Source organism: Chryseobacterium elymi (assembly GCF_003385495.1).
Taxonomy (GTDB): domain Bacteria; phylum Bacteroidota; class Bacteroidia; order Flavobacteriales; family Weeksellaceae; genus Chryseobacterium; species Chryseobacterium elymi.
In genome coordinates this window covers 1-18710 of record NZ_QNUH01000025.1, presented here as the reverse complement: position 1 = coordinate 18710, position 18710 = coordinate 1, and the positions used below count along the sequence as shown (strand labels likewise).

The window sequence follows — 18710 nt, the reverse complement described above, 5'->3', positions numbered from 1 at the left end:
AAGCTTGAAATTTCCTTTATATTTCTCTAGAAAAATAGCGTTTTCCAAAGATAACAAAAATAACCTTTCAAGAGTTATCATCTTCATCGGCAGACTTTCTGTAGCTTTGGGGATTATTGTTTCTTTGATTACCGTATCTACGGGCTTCGGTTCAAAGAAAGCCATCAAAGAGAGACTGGCAGATTTCAGCGGGCACATTACGGTCCGGTCTACAAGATCCAATTCTTCTTACAACACATCTGTTCTTGACAATCAGGGACTTAATATTCTTAAAATTAAAAACCTTCCGGATGTAGAAAGTGTTCAGAAGTATGCAACGGTAACGGGAATTATGCGTAATCAGCACAATTTTTCAGGCATTATATTTAAAGGGATCGGAAAAGACTTTGACAGTCTGAAATTCAAAAAATTTCTGGTTGCCGGGACTACTCCTAAAGTAACAGAGAATGGCTTTAACAATGATGTGACTATTTCACAGAAAATTGCCAATGATCTCCACCTGAAGGTTAAAGACAGTATCGTTACTGTATTTTCAAAAGCGGACCAGAAACCAATCTACCGTAAATTCAGGGTGATAGGAATTTATAAAACTGATATTAAAATGATTGACGAGCAGTTCGTCATCGGGGGAATCAATCATGTAAGAAAAATTCAGGAAATGAAGCCTGATGAAATAGGTGGTCTTGATATTTTTTTTAAAAATGTAAATGATATCGACAAAGATTTTCCGGAAATTGAAAAACTGATCGGCTATAAAAACTATGCTGAGAAAGCAACGGAAAAATTTCCGCAGATCAATGACTGGATCAGTATTTTCGATACCAATATTGCCCTGATCATCATCATTATGCTGATTGTCGTTGTCATCAATATCATTATGGTCCTTTTAATTCTGATCATTGAAAGAACCAATTCTATCGGGCTTTTAAAAACACTGGGAGCGAGCAACTCACAGATAAGAGCTACTTTCATTAATTATACACTGATCATCATGATCCCGGGACTTCTTTATGGTAATGCGATAGGTCTGGGCCTGATTCTGATTCAGAAATTCTTCGGTATCATTAAGCTTAATCCTGAGAACTATTATGTAAGTACAGTTCCGGTAGATCTCAACCCTGTTGCCATTATTTCTATTTCCTTAGGGATTCTGCTTATTTCCGGGCTGGCTCTGATCGTTCCGAGTTACCTGATCAGCAAGATATCTCCGGTGAAAGCGATTAAGTATAACTAGTGGAAAGAAGAATGAAAAGTGAAGAATGAAGAGTTAAAGTGAATGGTGAATAGACTTAATTCAATGTAGGTCAAAAAATTCGTAATTCATTAACAAATACCTTCGAAACTACAACAACCAGCTCCGATAACGACTGTATGTAAAAAATTCACTATTGACAATTCACAATTCACTTAAAAAATGTTGGCATTAAAAAATTCACAATTGCCCTTTCATTTTTCACCTTTATAAATTAATCTTTAAATTACGCAGCTAATTTTTAAAGCCTTATCTTTGCACCGCTTATAAAACATTTATGAAATACGCAAAAAATATTCTTGAAACGATAGGAAACACCCCTCTTGTGAAACTTAATAAAGTATTGGGGGAAGACTTTCCTGCTCTGGTTTTAGCAAAAGTAGAGACATTCAATCCTGGAAATTCTGTAAAGGACAGAATGGCCCTTAAAATGATAGAAGATGCCGAAAAAGACGGCAGATTAAAACCTGGAGGAACCATCATTGAAGGAACTTCCGGAAATACAGGAATGGGGCTGGCTCTTGCGGCCATCATCAAAGGTTATAAATGCATTTTTGTAACCAATTCCAAACAGTCAAAAGAGAAGTGTGATATCCTTCGTGCTGTAGGAGCAGAAGTTATCGTATGTCCTACTGATGTGAAGCCTACTGATCCGCGTTCATATTATTCAGTTTCCAAAAGACTGGCTAAGGAAACAGAAAACGGATGGTATGTGAACCAATATGACAACTTATCGAACAGAGCGGCTCATTATGAATCTACAGCTCCTGAAATCTGGGAACAGACGGATGGAAAGCTTACTCATTTTGTAGCTGGTGCCGGAACAGGAGGTACCGTTACAGGTTGTGGAACATTCTTCAAGGAGAAAAATCCGAAAATTAAGGTAATTGGTGTTGACACGTACGGTTCTATTCTGAAAGAATTCCACGAGACCGGTGAGCTTCATTACGATCATGCTTATACCTATATCACGGAAGGAATTGGGGAAGATATTATTCCTGAGAATTATGATATGTCTGTTATTGATCATTTTGAAAAAGTAACAGATAAGGACGGTGCCATCTACGCCAGAAAGCTGGCTAAGGAAGAGGGAATTTTCTGCGGATATTCTGCAGGAAGTGCGATTGCTTCTCTGATCCAGATGAAAGATCAGTTCACGAAAGATGATGTGATTGTAGTTCTTCTTCATGACCACGGTTCAAGATATGTAGGAAAAGTCTACAATGACGAGTGGATGAAGGAAATGGGCTGGCTGGACTAATCAAAAACGAAGAAGGTAAATTTACCTTTTACATAAATAAAAAATCAGAGCAAATGCTCTGATTTTTTATTTATTTGATGTTTTTCTTTATAGCCTGTTTTAAGAGGTTGTAATCTCCTTTACTCATTGATTTTTCAGGAAACATATAATTATATTTTCCTTCTAGGGTAATAAATGAATCATTGATATCATATACTTTGAAATCTTCCCATTTGCTGAGTTCTTCCTGATGATTAAGATTAACATTAAATATATCATCATTAAAGCGGATCTCATAGATTTCAGAATCTTCGAGAGACTTTAGATATCTGTTAACATCTTTTTTCCACCGGGAAACCTTGTTGATGCTTAAAGAAAGATAAACCGTACAAAGCAGAAACAAAAAGCTCACGAAATACAGAATCCCAAACTTTTCTTTGCTTAAATCATCTTTAAAACAAAACAGAATCAACAGAATTAATCCTACAACTGCCGTAGTAACGGTTTTTCCTTTGGTAGTCTGTGAAAAGAACAAACTTCCTTGGTTACCGCTGAAATAAATCTCCTCGAAATCCTTTCTGTTTACATTTAATTTAATGACTTTTTCTCCATTCATTTCTCAGAAATATTTAATTGTTTTTAAAGATTACAAAACTAAATCAAATATCTTCATATTGGTCACTTATTGCAGAAAGTTTATTCAGTAAATCACGATTTTTTCTCTTCAAATCTTCCATTTTCCGAAGCATATCATGAATAACTTCCAGACCGGGAAGATTAATTTCCAGATCATAATGCCAGTTGGTAAACTTCTCAAAAACAGGTAGATCTTCATAGAGTAGGTATCGGACTTCATTCTCTGTTTCTACATGCAGCAAACCTACATCCACCAATTCATCAAAAAAAGTGATCTCTATATTGTATATTTTTACGAGTTCTTCCCGCGATATTCTTTCACTCATGGCTTAGGAATTTTTAAGTTGTTCAAAAAGTTCTTTCTGCTTGTCTGTCAGATGGGTCGGCAGCTTCACCTCATACGTCACAAAAAGATCTCCGGCCTGCCCTTCTTTTTTATACACCGGAAAACCTTTTCCTTTCAACCTCACTGTTGTTCCGTTCTGTGTTTCCGGCTTCACTTTAAGGTTAACACTTCCGTTGAGTGTATTTACTTTTACATCACCTCCTAAAATAGCAGTATAGAGATCTATCGAAACCTTGGTTTTCAGATCGTCTCCTATTCTTTCAAAATTAGGATCTACGGGGATATTGAAGGTAATATACAGGTCTCCGTTTGGACCGCCATTAAAACCCGGGCTTCCATGGCCTTTCAGCTTGATCTGCTGTCCATCGTATACTCCGGCCGGAATTGTAATTCTTACTTTTTTACCGTTGATGTCAAAAGTTTGCGGATGAGTCTGGGCAGCGTCTTTTAAATTTAAATTTAATTCAGCGTGAACATCCTGTCCCTTGAATTTTCCTGAGGAGCTTCCCCGTGAACTTCTTCCGAAACCTCCACCTGCACCGCCAAACATACTTTGGAAAAAATCTGAAAAATCTTCATCCTCACCGAAATCAGCCCCGGAAAATCCGCCACCTCCATAGCTTTGCTGCTGATACTGCCGTTGCTGTTGTTGGGCTTTTTCATATTCTTCACCGTGTTTCCAGTTTTCACCATACTTATCATATTTAGTACGGTTTTCAGGGTTACTGAGGACTTCATTAGCTTCATTGAGTTCTTTGAATTTTTTCTCGGCTTCTTTGTCGCCGGGATTGAGATCAGGATGAAGTTTTCTCGCCAGTTTACGGTAAGCTTTTTTGATGTCATCCTGTGTTGCGCTTTTATCTACGCCTAAAATTTTATAGTAATCTATATAAGCCATAGAAACGATATTTACTCAAATTTATGAAATTTACACCTGAAAATTGTTTAAGAGAATGTTAAAATAAACCTATCTTTGATAAAAAGCGTTGAATGAAAGAGGTACTGAAAAACTACTCAGGAATTATATTGTTGCTCTTAGGAATTGTTGCAGGAAGCATTATAGGCATTACTGCTCCAGGCGCAGTGGAATACATTAAGCCATTGGGGGATATCTTTCTGAACCTCCTTTTTGTAAGTGTAGTACCCTTGGTATTTTTTGCCGTTTCCAATTCTATAGCTTCACTGGAACAGCAGTCTAAATTCGGAAGGATCATTTTAGTGATGTCCTTTACTTTTCTTTTCTTTATTTTAACAGCAGCCATTTTTACGATCTGCATAGTCTATGTATTTCCGGTTTCCGGTGTTTCCGGCAGCTCTGAACTCATTTCCGAAACCGTTAGTGGGGACAGTTGGGGTAACAGGATTGTAAGCTTTTTTACTGTTGGAGAATTTACCCAGCTTTTTTCAAGACAAAATATGCTGGCTCTTCTTATTTTTGCTTTCATGACCGGATTTGCAGCCCGTAAGGCCGGAGAAAAAGGGCAGCCGTTCAGAGTTTTTATCGCTTCTGGATATGAGGTGATGAAAGAATTACTCTTACTGATCATGAAACTGGCACCTATTGGACTTGGGGCTTATTTCGCTTATCAGGTAGCCACTCTGGGGCCTCAGCTTTTTGGATTTTATGCTAAACCTTTAGGGCTTTATTATATTGCAGGAATAGTTTATTTCTTTGTCTTTTTTTCTCTTTATGCTTTTATGGCAAACGGACAAAAGGGCATCAAAGGTTTCTGGACGAATGCTGCCTACCCTACTTTAACCGCTTTAAGTACCTGCAGCAGCTTCGCTACCATGCCGGCAAATCTTCTGGCCGCATCCAAGATTGGTATTCCAAATTCTATTGCCAGCCTGGTTATCCCAATTGGAACCACATTGCATAAGAACGGATCTTCCATGTCATCCATCATCAAGATATATGTTGCCTTTCTGATCATTGGAAAAGATTTTTTTGAGCCGGCAAATTTATTGCTGGCTTTAGGAATTACGGTTTTTGTAAGTATTGTAGCGGGTGGAATTCCGAACGGTGGATATATTGGTGAAATGCTAATGATTTCGGTGTATCAATTACCACAGGAGGCTATTCCGGCAGTCATTATTATTGGAACACTGGTAGATCCATTGGCAACAGTTCTGAATGCTGTGGGAGATGTTGTGGCGGCTATGTTTGTGAACCGGTTTGTGAAGGTGTGATGTGATAAAGAGAGAAAAGAACAAAGAACAAAGAGAAATAATAAAGAGCGGAATACAATACATATCCTACGATTGATTTAAATCTATACTCACAAATCTGCATAATCTGCTCAATCTGCGAGAGTTTAAAATATAATCGTTTTTCTCATTGATTAAGTCGATCTGATATGTTTTCTACAACCGTTTGTTCAATATTTTATTCGCTGCGTTTTACGGGTTCCAAGTGTTCATATTCTTCTTTGGTGAAGAGTCTGTAATGAACCTTAAATGTTTTACCTAAAGGAGTTTCCAGAGAAAAACCACCCGGCCCAAATCCATCAGTAACATCCAAAGTAAAGTGGGAATATTTCCAGTATTCAAACAGGTCACGGTCTATCCAGAATTCATGTCCGTTGATCGTTCCTATCATAGCATCATTCATTCTTGGAAAAAAACCGCCTTTTTCAAAACATTGCGGCTGGGTACCTTCACAGCATCCCCCGGCTTGATAAAACATGAGTTCGCCATATTTATTTTCCAGCTGATAAATAATATCAAGTGCTTTTTCGGTTGCTGATAATCGGGATATTGTGGTTTCCATTTTATATTCTTTAACTAAACTTAGAGAAGTTCCGTTTGTTTCTATTAAGGTACGAAGATTTAATTGACGAATCTTGCTATTCGTTATTTTGCTTTTTTTATCGCAAAGACGCAAAAAACCTTGCGTCTTTGGGTTGATCAGCCTTATAAGGTTTTATATTTCTGCAATAATCTTTTATTATCCGCTTAAGAAAAAGCTCAGCAAATAAATTGCCTGGCACATTAATCCACCATAATCTAATTTGAGCCGGCAATATCGAGTACGATTCTGCCGTCTATCTGTCCTTTCTTCATTTTATCAAAAACATCATTGATATCTTCCAGTTTGGCTGAGGTTACCGTTGCTTTCACAAGACCTTCATTGGCGAAATCCAGCGCTTCCTGAAGATCTTTTCTTGTCCCCACAATAGAACCTCTCACGGTTATTCTTTTTAATACGGTTTCAAAAATCGGGAGTTCAAAAGAACCGGGAGGAAGCCCATTAAGAGCAATAGTCCCTTTCCTTCTCAATACATCTATTCCTTGCTTGAAAGCAATTGGGGAAACGGCTGTGATGAGCGCTCCATGCATTCCACCAACTTCTTTGTGCAGGTATTGCCCCGGATCTGTAGTTTTTGCATTGACTACCAGATCTGCCCCTAGCTTTTTCGCCAGTTCAAGCTTATCATCCGCGACATCAATCGCTGCGACATGCATTCCCATTGCTTTGGCGTACTGAACAGCCACATGTCCCAATCCTCCTATTCCGGAAATGGCTACCCATTCTCCGGGTTTTGTTTCGGTTTCTTTCAATCCTTTATAAACGGTTACTCCTGCACACAAAATGGGTGCGATCTCCAGAAAATTGACATCGGATTTTAAATGTCCCACATATCTTGAATCTGCAATGACATATTCCGCAAAACCTCCGTCTACACTGTAGCCGCCATTTTTCTGTGCCTCACAAAGTGTTTCCCAGCCAGTAATGCAGTAATCGCAACATCCGCAGGCACTATACAGCCACGGAACGCCTACAGCATCACCTTCTTTCACGTATGCTTCCGGTCCGCAGGCCACTACTATGCCTACTCCTTCATGTCCGGGAATCAAAGGCATTTTGGGTTTTGCCGGCCAATCGCCATCTACAGCATGTAAATCTGTATGACAGACTCCACAGGCAATTACTTTTACCAGTACTTCATATCTTCCGGGTTCTCTTACCGGAACTTCTTCTATTTTCAGCGGTTGTCCGTAGCCCTGAACTACGGCAGCTTTCATTGTTTTAGGGATCATAGTATTTGAGTTTAGTTTTTTTAGTTTAATGATGATTTTGAATTGTCAATCGTCACTCGTCAATTGTGAATTTTACTAATAGCCGATTATTGACTATTGACTTGTGAAGCAAAACTGACTTTTCATATGAAAATTTCAGCTCCCCTAACGGCAACAAACTCACTGCCTGCCGGAAATACTTCAGATAAGGACGTCTGCTTTTCGCGTGAGGGATAGGAAGGGCGGCGAGGAACGAGCCGGTGCGGAATAAAATGGAGCACCGAAACGAAGTGGAGCCCTGGAAAAGCCCGACCGTTTTGCCCCGGCAGAGCCGGGGCAAACGGGCACGCCCTAATATTTAAAAATTAAAAGAAACCTAATTTGTTTTTGTTGTAGGAAATCAGCATATTTTTAGTCTGACGATAGTGGTCAAGCATCATTTTATGATTTTCTCTACCTATTCCTGACTGCTTGTATCCTCCGAAAGGTGCTCCTGCAGGATAGGAATGATACTGGTTCACCCAAACTCTTCCTGCCTGGATCTGGCGCGGTACATTGTACAGCTGATGCGCATCTCTTGTCCAAACTCCTGCTCCAAGACCATAGATGGTGTCATTGGCGATTTTTACAGCTTCTTCTTCATCTTTGAAAGTCGTAAATGCCAGGACAGGACCAAAGATTTCTTCCTGGAAGATTCTCATTCTGTTGTTTCCTTTGAAAATGGTAGGCTGGATATAGAATCCATCTTCTAAGTTTTCTCCCACATTATTTACGTCACCACCTACAAGAACCTCAGCTCCTTCTTCTTTCCCTAACTGAATGTAAGACAATATTTTATCTTTCTGGATCTGGGAAGCCTGGGCACCCATCATCACGGTTTTATCAAGCGGGTTTCCTACTTTGATGGCTTTTACTCTTTCAACCACTTTTGCGATAAATGCGTCTGCAATATCTTCCTGAACCAGCAGTCTTGAAGGACAGGTACAGATTTCACCCTGATTCAGGGCAAAAAGAACAGCTCCCTCAATTGCTTTATCCAGGAATTCATCATCAGCATCCATTACGGAACTGAAGAAAACGTTCGGAGATTTTCCACCTAGTTCAAGGGTTACCGGGATAATATTTTCTGTAGCGTACTGCATCACAAGACGTCCTGTAGCTGTAGAACCTGTGAATGCCGCTTTTGAAACTTTAGGATTGGTCACTAAGGCTCTTCCCAGCTCTGCTCCGAAACCATTCACAATGTTAATAACGCCTGCAGGCAACAGATCACCGATAATCTCCATTAAAACAAGGATGGAAACCGGAGTACTTTCGGCAGGCTTCAATACAACGCAGTTTCCAGCAGCTAAAGCGGGCGCTAACTTCCATACGGCCATCAGAATCGGAAAATTCCACGGGATGATCTGGGCGATTACTCCCAACGGTTCGTGAACTATCAGGGAAACAGTGTCTTTATCCAATTCGTTATGAGAACCTTCTTCTGCACGGACTACGGAAGCAAAGTATCTGAAATGGTCTATCGCAAGAGGTAAATCGGCAGCCAGTGTTTCTCTTACCGCCTTTCCGTTATCAATGGTTTCAACAATAGCAAGGTATTCAAGGTTCTGCTCGATCCTGTCTGCAATCTTATTCAGGATGATGCTCCTTTCTGTAGATGAAGTATTTTTCCAGGTTTGGAATGCTTTGTCTGCAGCATTTACAGCCAGCTCCAGATCTTCTTTGGAAGAGTGTGCTACCTGAGTGAAGTTTTTACCATTCACCGGCGAAACTACATTGAAGTATTGTCCGTTTACCGGAGGGGTAAATTTACCGTCAATGTAATTATCATATTTGTTTTTGAATTCAGGCCACTGAAAAGCGGTTTCTGATTTCGGTTCTGTCATAGTGCTCATATTAGTATAATTTTATTTTTTTCGTAATGCCAAATTACATTTCCCGATGAAAAAGTGATAGCACAATCGTGTAAAAAAATATCACAATAGTGCAGATGTTTAATTTTATAATTTTATTAACAACAGTCTAGGACTAAAATTTATATATTTGAGTGATTGGGTTTTACAAAATGTTTAGAAATGAATAACAATAATAAATTTTTATTAAATACTCCTGAATTAAAGAAGGAGAACCAGTTATTGAACCTTGTTGAAAACCAGACAAAATTCAATCTAAACAACTGTGAATTCAGCATATATGAGACACACAAGGCAGCTTTTGGAGTCCAGCTTCACTTTGAAAATATTGCTTTTACGGCTATGCTGAGAGGTAAAAAGCATATGAAGCTGGATAATAAAACAAATTATTTTGATTATTTTCCCGGTGAAAGCATTCTCGTTGCACCCGGTGAAACCATGGTCATTGATTTTCCCGAGGCAGACGAAGCACCTACCCAATGTATCTCTTTAAGCCTTAATCCCGATTTTATAGAGGATTCTCTTAATTATTTAAATTACAGCCTTCCTAAAGTGGATGAAACTTCCCAATGGAATATCCAGCTGGACGAATTTTTTCTTTTTAATAATAAATCCTTAGCGTCTGCTACCAACAATATCATGAGGATTGCAATGGATGACAATTCCCAGAAGGATATCATGGCAGATTTTGCACTGAAAGAACTTTTGATCAGGCTTATGCAGACCCAGGCCAGAAGCATGGTGGAAAAAAATATTGCTAAAAATAAATCCCGGATAGGTTTTGCGGTAGATTATATCCGTAAAAACCTTCACCAGAAGCTTTCTATCGATAGTATGGCAAAACTGGCTTATGTAAGCAAGTCCAATTTCTTTAAAATGTTTAAAGATGAGCTGGGAACTTCTCCCAACGATTTTATCCTGCAGGAAAGGATCAACAAGGCAAAGGAATTACTCGCAGGACGTAACAGCATTAAGGAAACCGCCTATCAGACAGGATTCTCGGATACGAATTATTTTACAAGAGTGTTCAAGCAGCTCGTGGGTGTAACTCCGAAAAATTATCAAACCTCAACTGTATTTTCTGAACGGTATTAGAAGTTAAAGTGTTATTTTGAACTAAAAAGCATCCCGAAAACGAAATGCTTTTATAGTTTATACAGATAAATTAACCTTTATAATGATAATATCTTGCTCCTTTCAAAACAGGATTTTCAGATTCTACTGAGGTCAATCCGAAACCTTTATAGTCGTTATTGACAGAGCTTTCCAGCTGTTTTCTATGAAGCTTTTCATAAGTTACAAAATCAATAGCAGTTCTGTTTTTTAAATTTTCAAATAAATTCCATTTGGCTGCTGCAGTTTCCCAGTTTTTGGATATTTTTCCGGCAAAAACTTTTGATTTTGAGCCGCTTCCGTATCCTAAGAAGCCTATTTCTACACCTGTCAGCTCTTCTCCTTTGTCAAAAGCAACCTGTATTGCAGAAAGGAATGCCATAAAGATGGAAGCGGTATACATATTCCCTATTTCTGAGGAGGCCCGCTGGGACCTTTCGATCTTTTCACTGATAAAATTGAGATAATCTTCAGATTTCGCAACCGCTTTCTGCTCGTCAGGAGTTTCATAAGGAAGTCCGTTTTCCAGGCTATAAATTTCTGTGAAGACTCTTTTTCCGTGGAAAGCATACGGAAGATGGAAAATAAGATATTTCCAGGCCTCATAAGGCTTATCTTTTCCTGTAATTTCTTTATAATGCTGGTAAGCTTCCCTGATCCTGTCCTGATAGCATTGATTGGAATACTGTCCGTCAAAAACAGGCTCATCCGTAAAGATCTCAATTTTATCAGGGAAAGTTTCCGGAGCTGAATTCAGATCTTCTTTACTGTAGGTCCTTCTGGGTTTAAAGAAGTCAAAAACGCTTTCGGTAGCTACTCCCCAGTTATTTTCAATCTCCAAAAGATCCGGTTTTGATGAAACGAGAAGGGCCACTGCACCTCCTCCCTGGGTATATTCACCAGAAGAAGCCAACTCGTATTTGGCATAATCGCTGGCGATAACTACTGCTTTTTTATCAGGATTCACCCTTACAAAGTCAAGGGAATTATGAAGTGCATCTACCGCTCCGATACAGGCGAAAGTCATATCCACCACATCGCAGTTCCTGAAACATCTTTCGCCAAATTCTTTTTCCAGAACTTTTTCTATCATCTGCATGGCGTAGGAAGCCGTAGGTTTTGCAGCATCCAGGGCACTTTCAGTTCCCAGATAAATCCTGGCTATATCTTTAGGATTGAGATTATGATCTTTAATCAGTTTCAACAAAGCTTCCGCTGCAAAGGTAGCGGCATCTTCATGAACATCAGGAAACCCCATTTTATGTAGCCCCAATCCTTTTTCCAGTTTTGCAGGTTCAATTCCTCTTTTCTCCGCCAGGTCTTTGATTTCTAAGTACAAAGACGGCACATAATAGCCCGCAGCCTCAATTCCAAAAGTCATTTTATTCTTAATTTTTATACGAATTTATAAAATGATGTTTGAATAAACCTTCAATTCGTAGACATAATTTGTCTTTTAAATACAAAAATCATAAAAAAACCGCTGTTCGATACAGCGGTCTTATATTCTTGATAATTTTAATGATCTGTTTATTTAAAATCTTCAATAGATTTATTGATGGCATCAATCTGTTTGTTGATGCTGGCAGCATTCTGAGGATTCTGTCTCAACAGTTCCATTTTTTTGCTTAGCCCATCTTTCAGCATCTGGGAAATCATCATTTTTACCTGAGGGTTATCTCCCATTTGACCTTTTGCCTGGCGGATTATTTTGGTAATGTTTTCAGTAGCTTTAAGATTGTCTGAGCTCATGATCCAGTTATATCCTTCTTCCGCAGATTTACCCAATTCCGGATTCTGAAACTTAATAAACGGATAAAAAGCAACAAGCGGAGTGATATTTGCCATCTGTGAAGTCACTTTATTTTTCACAATTACCGGAAGCAACTGGGTCAGCAATTCGTCTGAAGCACCTTCAAGATCAATTTTATCGGCCAATGCATTAGCTTTTGAAGGATCAATGGTTACCACAGCGCTTAATGAAGTTCCTTTTACAGCATTGGAGACAGCGTTTACTCCTTTTTCAAAAAGCGAAAGGTATTTTTTATCTTTAGTTTTAGCCAAAGCACCAATTGCAGCAGCCTGAACCAAAGTTTTCGGGTCGTTGGAAGCTAATTTCTCAACATCAGCACCGAGGGCTTTCATCTGTTCTGGGTTTGAAAGATCCATCAACTGAAGAGCTTTAATTCTTGTTCTGAAGTAAGGATCCTTTAATGCAGCAGCTAACAATTTTGTGGCGGCCGGATTTTTTCCTACCTGATCTTTTATAGCTGATAAAGCGTTGTATCTGCTCTTGAATTCTTTGGAGTTAGTGAACTGCATCAGGTTTTGCTCCGGAGTTTTGGTGTCTGTAATATCTGCGAGTAAAATTCCGTCTGCGTTGATGTTGATAAGATCAGGAGTTTTGGAAACGTCAAAATTGAATGTATTCTTGGCTTCAGCATTTACCCATACGTTATATCTTTTCGGCTTTCCGTTATCATATACATCGATGGCAAGAGGAAATTCAAATGGCTGCTCCTGTGCCTGGCTGATCGTTACCGCTACCTGTTTTTTTACCGGTTCGAAAGTAAATGTGTAATTCAGCTTTGGATTTCCGCTTCCGAAATACCATTGATTGAAGAACCAGTTCAGGTCTTTTCCTGAAACCTTTTCAAAGGAAAGCCTTAATTGGTGGGCTTCTGCATTCTGGTACTCATTGGTTTTCAGATAGTCGTTCATTCCGGCAAAGAAAGCATCATCACCAAGATAATTTCTCAGCATATGAAGAATTCCACCTCCTTTCTGATAGGTCACCAGATCAAAAACATCTTCACGGGAATCATAATTGAACCTTACAAGATCTTTTTTGAAATCAGCCGGATTGTGGATATACATATTCACATCGGTCATCTGGTGATAGTCTGCCTGGTCTTTTCCGTATTTATATTCATTCCAAAGGTATTCGGAATAGTTGGCAAATGATTCATTTACCGTTAAGTTGCTCCAGCTTTCTGCTGTCACAAGATCTCCGAACCAATGGTGAAATAATTCATGGGCGATAGTATCTTCCCATTTGTTTTCATCGATCAGCTGCCCCGGCTTCTGAAGGATATCACTTCCATGTAGGGTTGCTGTTGTATTTTCCATGGCACCACTTACATAGTCTCTTCCTGAGATCTGTGCATATTTTGCCCAGGGATAATCATAACCCATCTTTTTGGAGAAAAACTCGATCATTTCCGGAGTATTTCCGTAGATCTGTTTTACGTAAGGCTCATATTCTTTTTCGATATAATAATCTACAGGAATATTCTTCCATTTGTCTTTAACAATGGCATACTCTCCTACACCCATAAAGAACAGATAAGTGGCATGTCTTTTATCCATTACCCAATGGTCTGTTCTTAAATTATTTCCTTCTTTCTGTGAATCTTTTAGAATTCCGTTGGAAAGGGTTACGTATTTATCAGGAACGGTCATATAGATCTCCTGGGTAGTCTTCTGATTCGGTTTATCGATGGTTGGGAACCATGCAGAAGAAGATTCTGTTTCTCCCTGTGTCCAGATCTGTGTCGGCATATCAGGATCCTGTCCCTGCGCATTGATGAAATACAGTCCTTTGGCATCATTGATGGCCATACTTCCTTTCTGTTTCACCTCATTAGGACGTGCGGTATATTTGATGTACACCGTATATTCCTGATTTTTCTGATAGGTTTTGTCCAGATTGATTTTCAGGATTTCATCTTTATATTCATATTTCAGAGGTGATCTTTTTCCATTGTTGTCAAGAGCTACTTCATGAATCAGCATGCCTTTTGCATCTAGTATCAGCTCATTGGTGGGATAGAAATACGGAGAGGCTGTCAGCCATTCTTCTCCGCCCATCTGCTCTTTCTGGTAATCAAAATTGACTTTAAGCTTGGTATGTTTAAGTTCCGTTACTTTCGTGTGTGTGGCTCTGTAAGCCTTTTCCCTTCCTGAAGTTTCGGTCTGTGCTGATACGTTCGTGGAAAAGAAAATTCCGAGTATAGCAATGGACAAAATCGCCTTTTTCATGTATTACTGTATTATTTTTTAGAATTATTTTTTGTTATTATATCAAAAATGTCATTAACCAAGGTTTCGTAGTCTCCTTTTTTAAGCTGTTCTTTTGTTTTGGCAAAAGCTTTCTTCAGTTCGCTTTCGGGGTTTTCATCATCAATGATCTCTGCCGAAGCTACGCCTTTCAGTTGTAGAACTGCATTTTGAAGTGCTGCAAGGTCTGCATTGTCTTCTGTATTGATTTTTAAATATTTCATTTTATTGTTTCTTAAAGGTAAAATTATTGGCTCCTTGTGAGAAGTCCATAGTTCCTTTCTCAGCATTGAACTTCATTTTTATTCCTGCCATTTCAAACTTAAATTCGCTTTCAGAGACTGCTTCCAGTGGAAATGCTCCCTGTCCTGTAGCCTGCCCCATCAGCTTTCCTTCTTGCTGGAATATTTTTATATCCAATGGAAAGCCTTCTGTCTTGTAAAGCCCTTCATATTTTTTCAGAATTTCAACCGCTACAGAAACTTTTTTAAAATTAGGCATTTTAAAATCTTTTCCAATAACTGTCTGGAGCATTTTGATCGAAATATCGTTATTATCGTAATCTGATTGATTGGTGATGGCACTCACTGCTACTTTCAGTTCTGGAAAATAATACAGTACTGATCGGAACTGATCAATTCCTCCGCTATGTCCATACCCCGAATATTTTTCAAAAGGTACCTGTGCAATTCCATAGCCATAGCCGTCGATAAAATTTTTCATCCGGGAAAGGCTGGTTTTATTGATGAGTTTTCCGTTTTCCAGAGCAATGATAAACTTCAGAAGTTCTGTAGGGGTAGAAATGATATTTCCTGCACCAACAGGAATGCTCATATCTGTTTCCTGCCACGGCTGATAACCCCCATTGGAATAGGTATAGGAAAGCGCCTGGTTTTTGGAAGGATCAATCTTTCCGCCCACTTCCGTCAGTGTTAACTTCAGAGGATTTGTAATTTTAGCCTTAAGCAACTGTGCGTAAGTTTTTTTATAGACCTTTTCCAGTATAAAGGCCAGCAGAATATAATTTGAATTGCTGTATTCATATTTTGTTCCCGGAGAAAAGCCGCTTTTATATTTTTTGATGATTGACACCAGGGATTGTTCTGTCTGAGCTGTTGTATTATAGCTCCAGTACTCCTGTTCATCCGTTAGATTATGAATTCCGCTTCGGTGCTGTAAAAGATTTTCGAGGGTAATTTTATCTGCATTTTCTATTTCCGGATACCAGGTGGAAAGTTTAGCATCAAGGGATATTTTTTTTTCCTCAACAGCCTTCATCACAAGTACTGCGGTAAATGTTTTGGAAATGGAGCCTATTCGGTATTGGGTATTTATATTGGCTTTCTGCTGTTTTGCAACATCGGAGAATCCTATAGCTTTCAGAAAAGTAGGTTGCCCTTTTTCTGCAATAGCAAAACTTCCCATAACTTTATGATGAACAGAAAGTGAATCAAGATAATCCATTAATTTCTGTTTGTTTGCACTTTGAGAAAATGCCATACATGAAATACTTGCTGTCGCCACAAAAAACAGTTTTTTCAGAATCATATTATTAATTTTCTAATCAGTAGTAAAATTAAGGATTCTGTTACAGCAGCGGGTGCAGGAATATTATTTATAAATCTTCAGAAGAGATTCCGTTATTTTCCAGCTGGGACATGATCTGATGATCCTCTTTCCACAGGCTGTCTTTTTTGAGATAATTCAGGACTGTTTTTTTATTTCCGGTGTTATTAAAGGAAAGAAGCATGGATACATAAGTCCTTTTATGCCCAGCATCAATAGAATCGTTTTTGATAAGGCTTGCCAACTCCTTCTGCAACAGTTCTGCATATTCCTTTTTGTACCATGAGTGAAGATATAGCAATGCAGGCTGTCTATGATTTTCGAAGGTTTGTTTCGCTATTTGGTTTTTCAATCCGACGGAATAGGTTCTGTTTCTCAACGCTGTTGTAAGGATAAGGTCAGAAGAATTTGACATGAAAAGAACCATGCTATCGAGTTGTTTCAAATTTGGGTCTGAGTTTAGCTCTTCAGGTTTCAGTTTGTAATATTGTTTCCAGTAAACTGGCTCCGCAGGATGATCATTACTAAGAATACATCCATTCTGAATGTGTATAATCCCTTTTCTGTTAAGGATTTTCTGAAAAACAGGAACTGTATACTTATTATTTTTTTCTGATAACCCGACAGAAGCGTAAACTGCTACTACGCTGTTTTTATTGTCAGTGAGCAACAGCAGCTCCTGTTCTGAAGCTGCTTTATATAATTTTTTGAAATTCTTGAAATTAGCAGGTGTATCTATAGCGCCTTTTCCTCCCTGTTCTGTTTCATAGATATTTAAAGACGAAATATCTTTAACTATCTTTCTTAAACGTTGAGGTACATTGGTACTATCGAAGACGGCATCCTTTGTAAAATCAAAACTATCCACCAACAGATCTGTAATTACCGGTTCTTTCTCTTCTTTTTTATTACAACTAAAGAGGAAAACAATAGAAAAAACGGCAAAAAATCCCAGAAGTTTCATTATATCGCCACAGGAGCTTTGATTCCCGGGTGCGGATCATAATTTTCCAGGGTAAAGTCTTCAAAATTAAAACTGAAAATATCTTTTACCTCAGGATTCAGCTTCATAACAGGAAGTGGTCTAGGCTCCCTGGAAAGCTGTTTATTGACCTGTTCAAAATGATTGTTATAAATATGAACATCCCCAAAACTATGGATATAATCTCCTACTTCCAGATCGCAAACCTGAGCCACCATCATCAGCAGCAAGGCATAGCTTGCAATATTAAACGGTACTCCAAGAAATACATCAGCGCTTCTCTGATATAACTGCAGCGACAGCTTTCCATCTGCTACATAAAACTGGAACAAAGCGTGACATGGCGCAAGGGCCATATTGGGTATTTCAGCTGCATTCCAAGCGGAAACGATCAATCTTCTTGAATCGGGATTCTTTTTGATCTGGTCTATTACTTCAGTGATCTGATCTACTACCTTTCCATTGGCTCCCTGCCAGCTTCTCCACTGTGCACCGTAAACAGGTCCCAGATCACCGTTTTCATCAGCCCATTCGTCCCAGATGCTCACTCCGTTGTCGTTGAGATATTTGACATTAGTATCACCATTCAAAAACCAAAGCAATTCATAAATAATAGATTTCAGGTGTACTTTTTTTGTAGTCACCATCGGAAAACCTTTTGACAGATCATATCTCAGCTGGTACCCGAAAACACTTCTGGTTCCGGTTCCGGTTCTATCCGTTTTATCTGTTCCATTGTCTAAAATATGCTGTAAAAGTTCCAGGTAGTTCTGCATTTTAAGAGTGCTTTTTATGGTTCAAATTTAGAAAAAATTAAACGATTTACAGGTATTATAGATCATAAAAAAGCATCCATTTTCATGAATGCTTTGTATATCATGTTCTTTGAGTTTTCAATCAAAAGAACGAAAAATCTCTAAGTTCACATAAAATGATTCTACCAAATCTTCTGAATAGTCTGAGTCATATTATTAACAGCAAAAGTCTCTCCTTCTTTTTTTCCTGACATGGCTTTCACAAGAGGTGATTCTGTAGAAACCGTCATGATCTTCTGGTTTTCTAAAATAATTTCGCCCACGGATACGGTAACGTAAAAGAAACCTTTATCTGTTTTCACCAAAGATCCGTTCTGGACTTTGTCTGAAGATTCAGCTGATATTTTTTGAATAACTGATTGCTGATTCAAAGATTCGTTAAGCTGCCGCTGAAGGTTATTGATTTCCTGCTGGAGCATTTCGCGGCCGGTTTCATATTTGTCACCCATGGAACTTTTGGTATCATTATTTGAGGCACGGGTTTCTGCAATCAGGTTTTCAAAAGACTGTATTTTTTCTGTGAGCTTTGTTTTTATGATGTTTAATAATTCCTGTTTGTTCATAGTATGAAATTTTGAGTAGAATTTTTTTGATCATTCTTTCCAGAGATAATTTCCGATAAATTTTGGCTGAAGCCGGTTGCAAATATGCATAAAATAAGCGGGCTAAAGCCCAATGTCATTAAGTTAGTAAACTATCACAAGCTATTCTTTTGATTTTTAGAGACTATTGGCTTAGCTCTTGCTTTATATTTGCCTATATTTCTTT

The 18710-nt window shown here is 38.6% G+C and carries 17 protein-coding genes; 4 read left to right on the top strand and 13 right to left on the bottom strand.

Going from position 1 to position 18710, the window contains the following annotated elements:
- The first annotated feature begins 4 nt into the window (after nucleotides 1–4).
- Entirely contained in the window at nucleotides 5–1234 is a 1230-nt protein-coding gene (locus DRF60_RS18920; RefSeq protein WP_116014472.1) for an ABC transporter permease, read from the top strand.
- A gap of 295 nt (nucleotides 1235–1529) precedes the next feature.
- Entirely contained in the window at nucleotides 1530–2513 is a 984-nt protein-coding gene (locus DRF60_RS18915) for a PLP-dependent cysteine synthase family protein (protein ID WP_116014470.1), read from the top strand.
- 70 nt (nucleotides 2514–2583) lie between these two features.
- On the opposite strand, the gene DRF60_RS18910 is transcribed toward DRF60_RS18915, so the two are convergent.
- The 3 genes from DRF60_RS18910 to DRF60_RS18900 are packed head-to-tail and all read right to left on the bottom strand — an operon-like array spanning nucleotide 2584 to nucleotide 4372.
- Nucleotides 2584–3108: a hypothetical protein gene (locus DRF60_RS18910; protein WP_116014468.1), complete on the bottom strand. Its 525-nt coding sequence runs from the start codon at nucleotides 3106–3108 to the stop codon at nucleotides 2584–2586.
- A gap of 43 nt (nucleotides 3109–3151) precedes the next feature.
- Nucleotides 3152–3454 (bottom strand): chaperone modulator CbpM, encoded by a 303-nt coding sequence (locus tag DRF60_RS18905; protein WP_116014465.1) that lies wholly within the window; start codon nucleotides 3452–3454, stop codon nucleotides 3152–3154.
- 3 nt (nucleotides 3455–3457) lie between these two features.
- Nucleotides 3458–4372: a DnaJ C-terminal domain-containing protein gene (locus DRF60_RS18900; protein ID WP_116014463.1), complete on the bottom strand. Its 915-nt coding sequence runs from the start codon at nucleotides 4370–4372 to the stop codon at nucleotides 3458–3460.
- Between the two features lie 92 nt (nucleotides 4373–4464).
- Between DRF60_RS18900 and DRF60_RS18895 the strand changes: the two genes are divergently transcribed.
- The gene (locus DRF60_RS18895; RefSeq protein WP_116014460.1) at nucleotides 4465–5664 is read left to right on the top strand and encodes a dicarboxylate/amino acid:cation symporter; all 1200 of its coding nucleotides are present in this window, start codon (nucleotides 4465–4467) and stop codon (nucleotides 5662–5664) included.
- Between the two features lie 196 nt (nucleotides 5665–5860).
- Here DRF60_RS18895 and DRF60_RS18890 read toward each other — a convergent pair whose 3' ends face one another.
- From DRF60_RS18890 to DRF60_RS18880, 3 genes are all read right to left on the bottom strand, one after another.
- Complete coding sequence (locus DRF60_RS18890) at nucleotides 5861–6244, bottom strand: DUF779 domain-containing protein (protein WP_116014458.1); 384 nt, start codon at nucleotides 6242–6244, stop codon at nucleotides 5861–5863.
- A 236-nt stretch (nucleotides 6245–6480) separates the two neighbouring features.
- Nucleotides 6481–7515: an alcohol dehydrogenase AdhP gene (gene adhP, locus DRF60_RS18885; RefSeq protein ID WP_116014456.1), complete on the bottom strand. Its 1035-nt coding sequence runs from the start codon at nucleotides 7513–7515 to the stop codon at nucleotides 6481–6483.
- 344 nt (nucleotides 7516–7859) lie between these two features.
- Nucleotides 7860–9389: an aldehyde dehydrogenase family protein gene (locus DRF60_RS18880; protein ID WP_116014453.1), complete on the bottom strand. Its 1530-nt coding sequence runs from the start codon at nucleotides 9387–9389 to the stop codon at nucleotides 7860–7862.
- Nucleotides 9390–9569: 180 nt separating this feature from the next.
- On the opposite strand from DRF60_RS18880, the gene DRF60_RS18875 reads away from it, so the two are divergent.
- The gene (locus tag DRF60_RS18875; protein ID WP_116014451.1) at nucleotides 9570–10502 is read left to right on the top strand and encodes an AraC family transcriptional regulator; all 933 of its coding nucleotides are present in this window, start codon (nucleotides 9570–9572) and stop codon (nucleotides 10500–10502) included.
- Nucleotides 10503–10572: 70 nt separating this feature from the next.
- Here DRF60_RS18875 and DRF60_RS18870 read toward each other — a convergent pair whose 3' ends face one another.
- The 7 genes from DRF60_RS18870 to DRF60_RS18840 form a co-directional block, all read right to left on the bottom strand.
- The gene (locus DRF60_RS18870) at nucleotides 10573–11901 is read right to left on the bottom strand and encodes a hydroxymethylglutaryl-CoA synthase family protein (RefSeq protein WP_116014448.1); all 1329 of its coding nucleotides are present in this window, start codon (nucleotides 11899–11901) and stop codon (nucleotides 10573–10575) included.
- A 149-nt stretch (nucleotides 11902–12050) separates the two neighbouring features.
- Nucleotides 12051–14561 (bottom strand): M1 family metallopeptidase, encoded by a 2511-nt coding sequence (locus DRF60_RS18865; RefSeq protein WP_116014446.1) that lies wholly within the window; start codon nucleotides 14559–14561, stop codon nucleotides 12051–12053.
- Between the two features lie 11 nt (nucleotides 14562–14572).
- A complete protein-coding gene (locus DRF60_RS18860) occupies nucleotides 14573–14803 on the bottom strand; it encodes a hypothetical protein (protein WP_116014443.1) in 231 nt (76 codons plus the stop codon).
- 1 nt (nucleotide 14804) lies between these two features.
- Entirely contained in the window at nucleotides 14805–16127 is a 1323-nt protein-coding gene (locus DRF60_RS18855; RefSeq protein ID WP_238640244.1) for a serine hydrolase domain-containing protein, read from the bottom strand.
- A 67-nt stretch (nucleotides 16128–16194) separates the two neighbouring features.
- Complete coding sequence (locus DRF60_RS18850; protein ID WP_116014441.1) at nucleotides 16195–17109, bottom strand: hypothetical protein; 915 nt, start codon at nucleotides 17107–17109, stop codon at nucleotides 16195–16197.
- Nucleotides 17109–17903, bottom strand: a complete 795-nt coding sequence (locus tag DRF60_RS18845; protein WP_116014438.1) for a thymidylate synthase — start codon at nucleotides 17901–17903, stop codon at nucleotides 17109–17111. Before DRF60_RS18845 ends, DRF60_RS18850 begins: the two co-directional genes overlap by 1 nt.
- 161 nt (nucleotides 17904–18064) lie before the next feature.
- A complete protein-coding gene (locus tag DRF60_RS18840) occupies nucleotides 18065–18505 on the bottom strand; it encodes a GreA/GreB family elongation factor (RefSeq protein ID WP_116014435.1) in 441 nt (146 codons plus the stop codon).
- Nucleotides 18506–18710 lie beyond the last annotated feature (205 nt).

Coding starts and splice junctions, on each gene's coding strand:
- DRF60_RS18915 (WP_116014470.1), top strand. CDS start 1,530: ATGAAATACGCAAAAAATATTCTTGAAACGATAGGAAACACCCCTCTT.
- DRF60_RS18910 (WP_116014468.1), bottom strand. CDS start 3,108: ATGAATGGAGAAAAAGTCATTAAATTAAATGTAAACAGAAAGGATTTC.
- DRF60_RS18905 (WP_116014465.1), bottom strand. CDS start 3,454: ATGAGTGAAAGAATATCGCGGGAAGAACTCGTAAAAATATACAATATA.
- DRF60_RS18900 (WP_116014463.1), bottom strand. CDS start 4,372: ATGGCTTATATAGATTACTATAAAATTTTAGGCGTAGATAAAAGCGCA.
- DRF60_RS18895 (WP_116014460.1), top strand. CDS start 4,465: ATGAAAGAGGTACTGAAAAACTACTCAGGAATTATATTGTTGCTCTTA.
- DRF60_RS18890 (WP_116014458.1), bottom strand. CDS start 6,244: ATGGAAACCACAATATCCCGATTATCAGCAACCGAAAAAGCACTTGAT.
- adhP (WP_116014456.1), bottom strand. CDS start 7,515: ATGATCCCTAAAACAATGAAAGCTGCCGTAGTTCAGGGCTACGGACAA.
- DRF60_RS18880 (WP_116014453.1), bottom strand. CDS start 9,389: ATGAGCACTATGACAGAACCGAAATCAGAAACCGCTTTTCAGTGGCCT.
- DRF60_RS18875 (WP_116014451.1), top strand. CDS start 9,570: ATGAATAACAATAATAAATTTTTATTAAATACTCCTGAATTAAAGAAG.
- DRF60_RS18870 (WP_116014448.1), bottom strand. CDS start 11,901: ATGACTTTTGGAATTGAGGCTGCGGGCTATTATGTGCCGTCTTTGTAC.
- DRF60_RS18865 (WP_116014446.1), bottom strand. CDS start 14,561: ATGAAAAAGGCGATTTTGTCCATTGCTATACTCGGAATTTTCTTTTCC.
- DRF60_RS18860 (WP_116014443.1), bottom strand. CDS start 14,803: ATGAAATATTTAAAAATCAATACAGAAGACAATGCAGACCTTGCAGCA.
- DRF60_RS18855 (WP_238640244.1), bottom strand. CDS start 16,127: ATGATTCTGAAAAAACTGTTTTTTGTGGCGACAGCAAGTATTTCATGT.
- DRF60_RS18850 (WP_116014441.1), bottom strand. CDS start 17,109: ATGAAACTTCTGGGATTTTTTGCCGTTTTTTCTATTGTTTTCCTCTTT.
- DRF60_RS18845 (WP_116014438.1), bottom strand. CDS start 17,903: ATGCAGAACTACCTGGAACTTTTACAGCATATTTTAGACAATGGAACA.
- DRF60_RS18840 (WP_116014435.1), bottom strand. CDS start 18,505: ATGAACAAACAGGAATTATTAAACATCATAAAAACAAAGCTCACAGAA.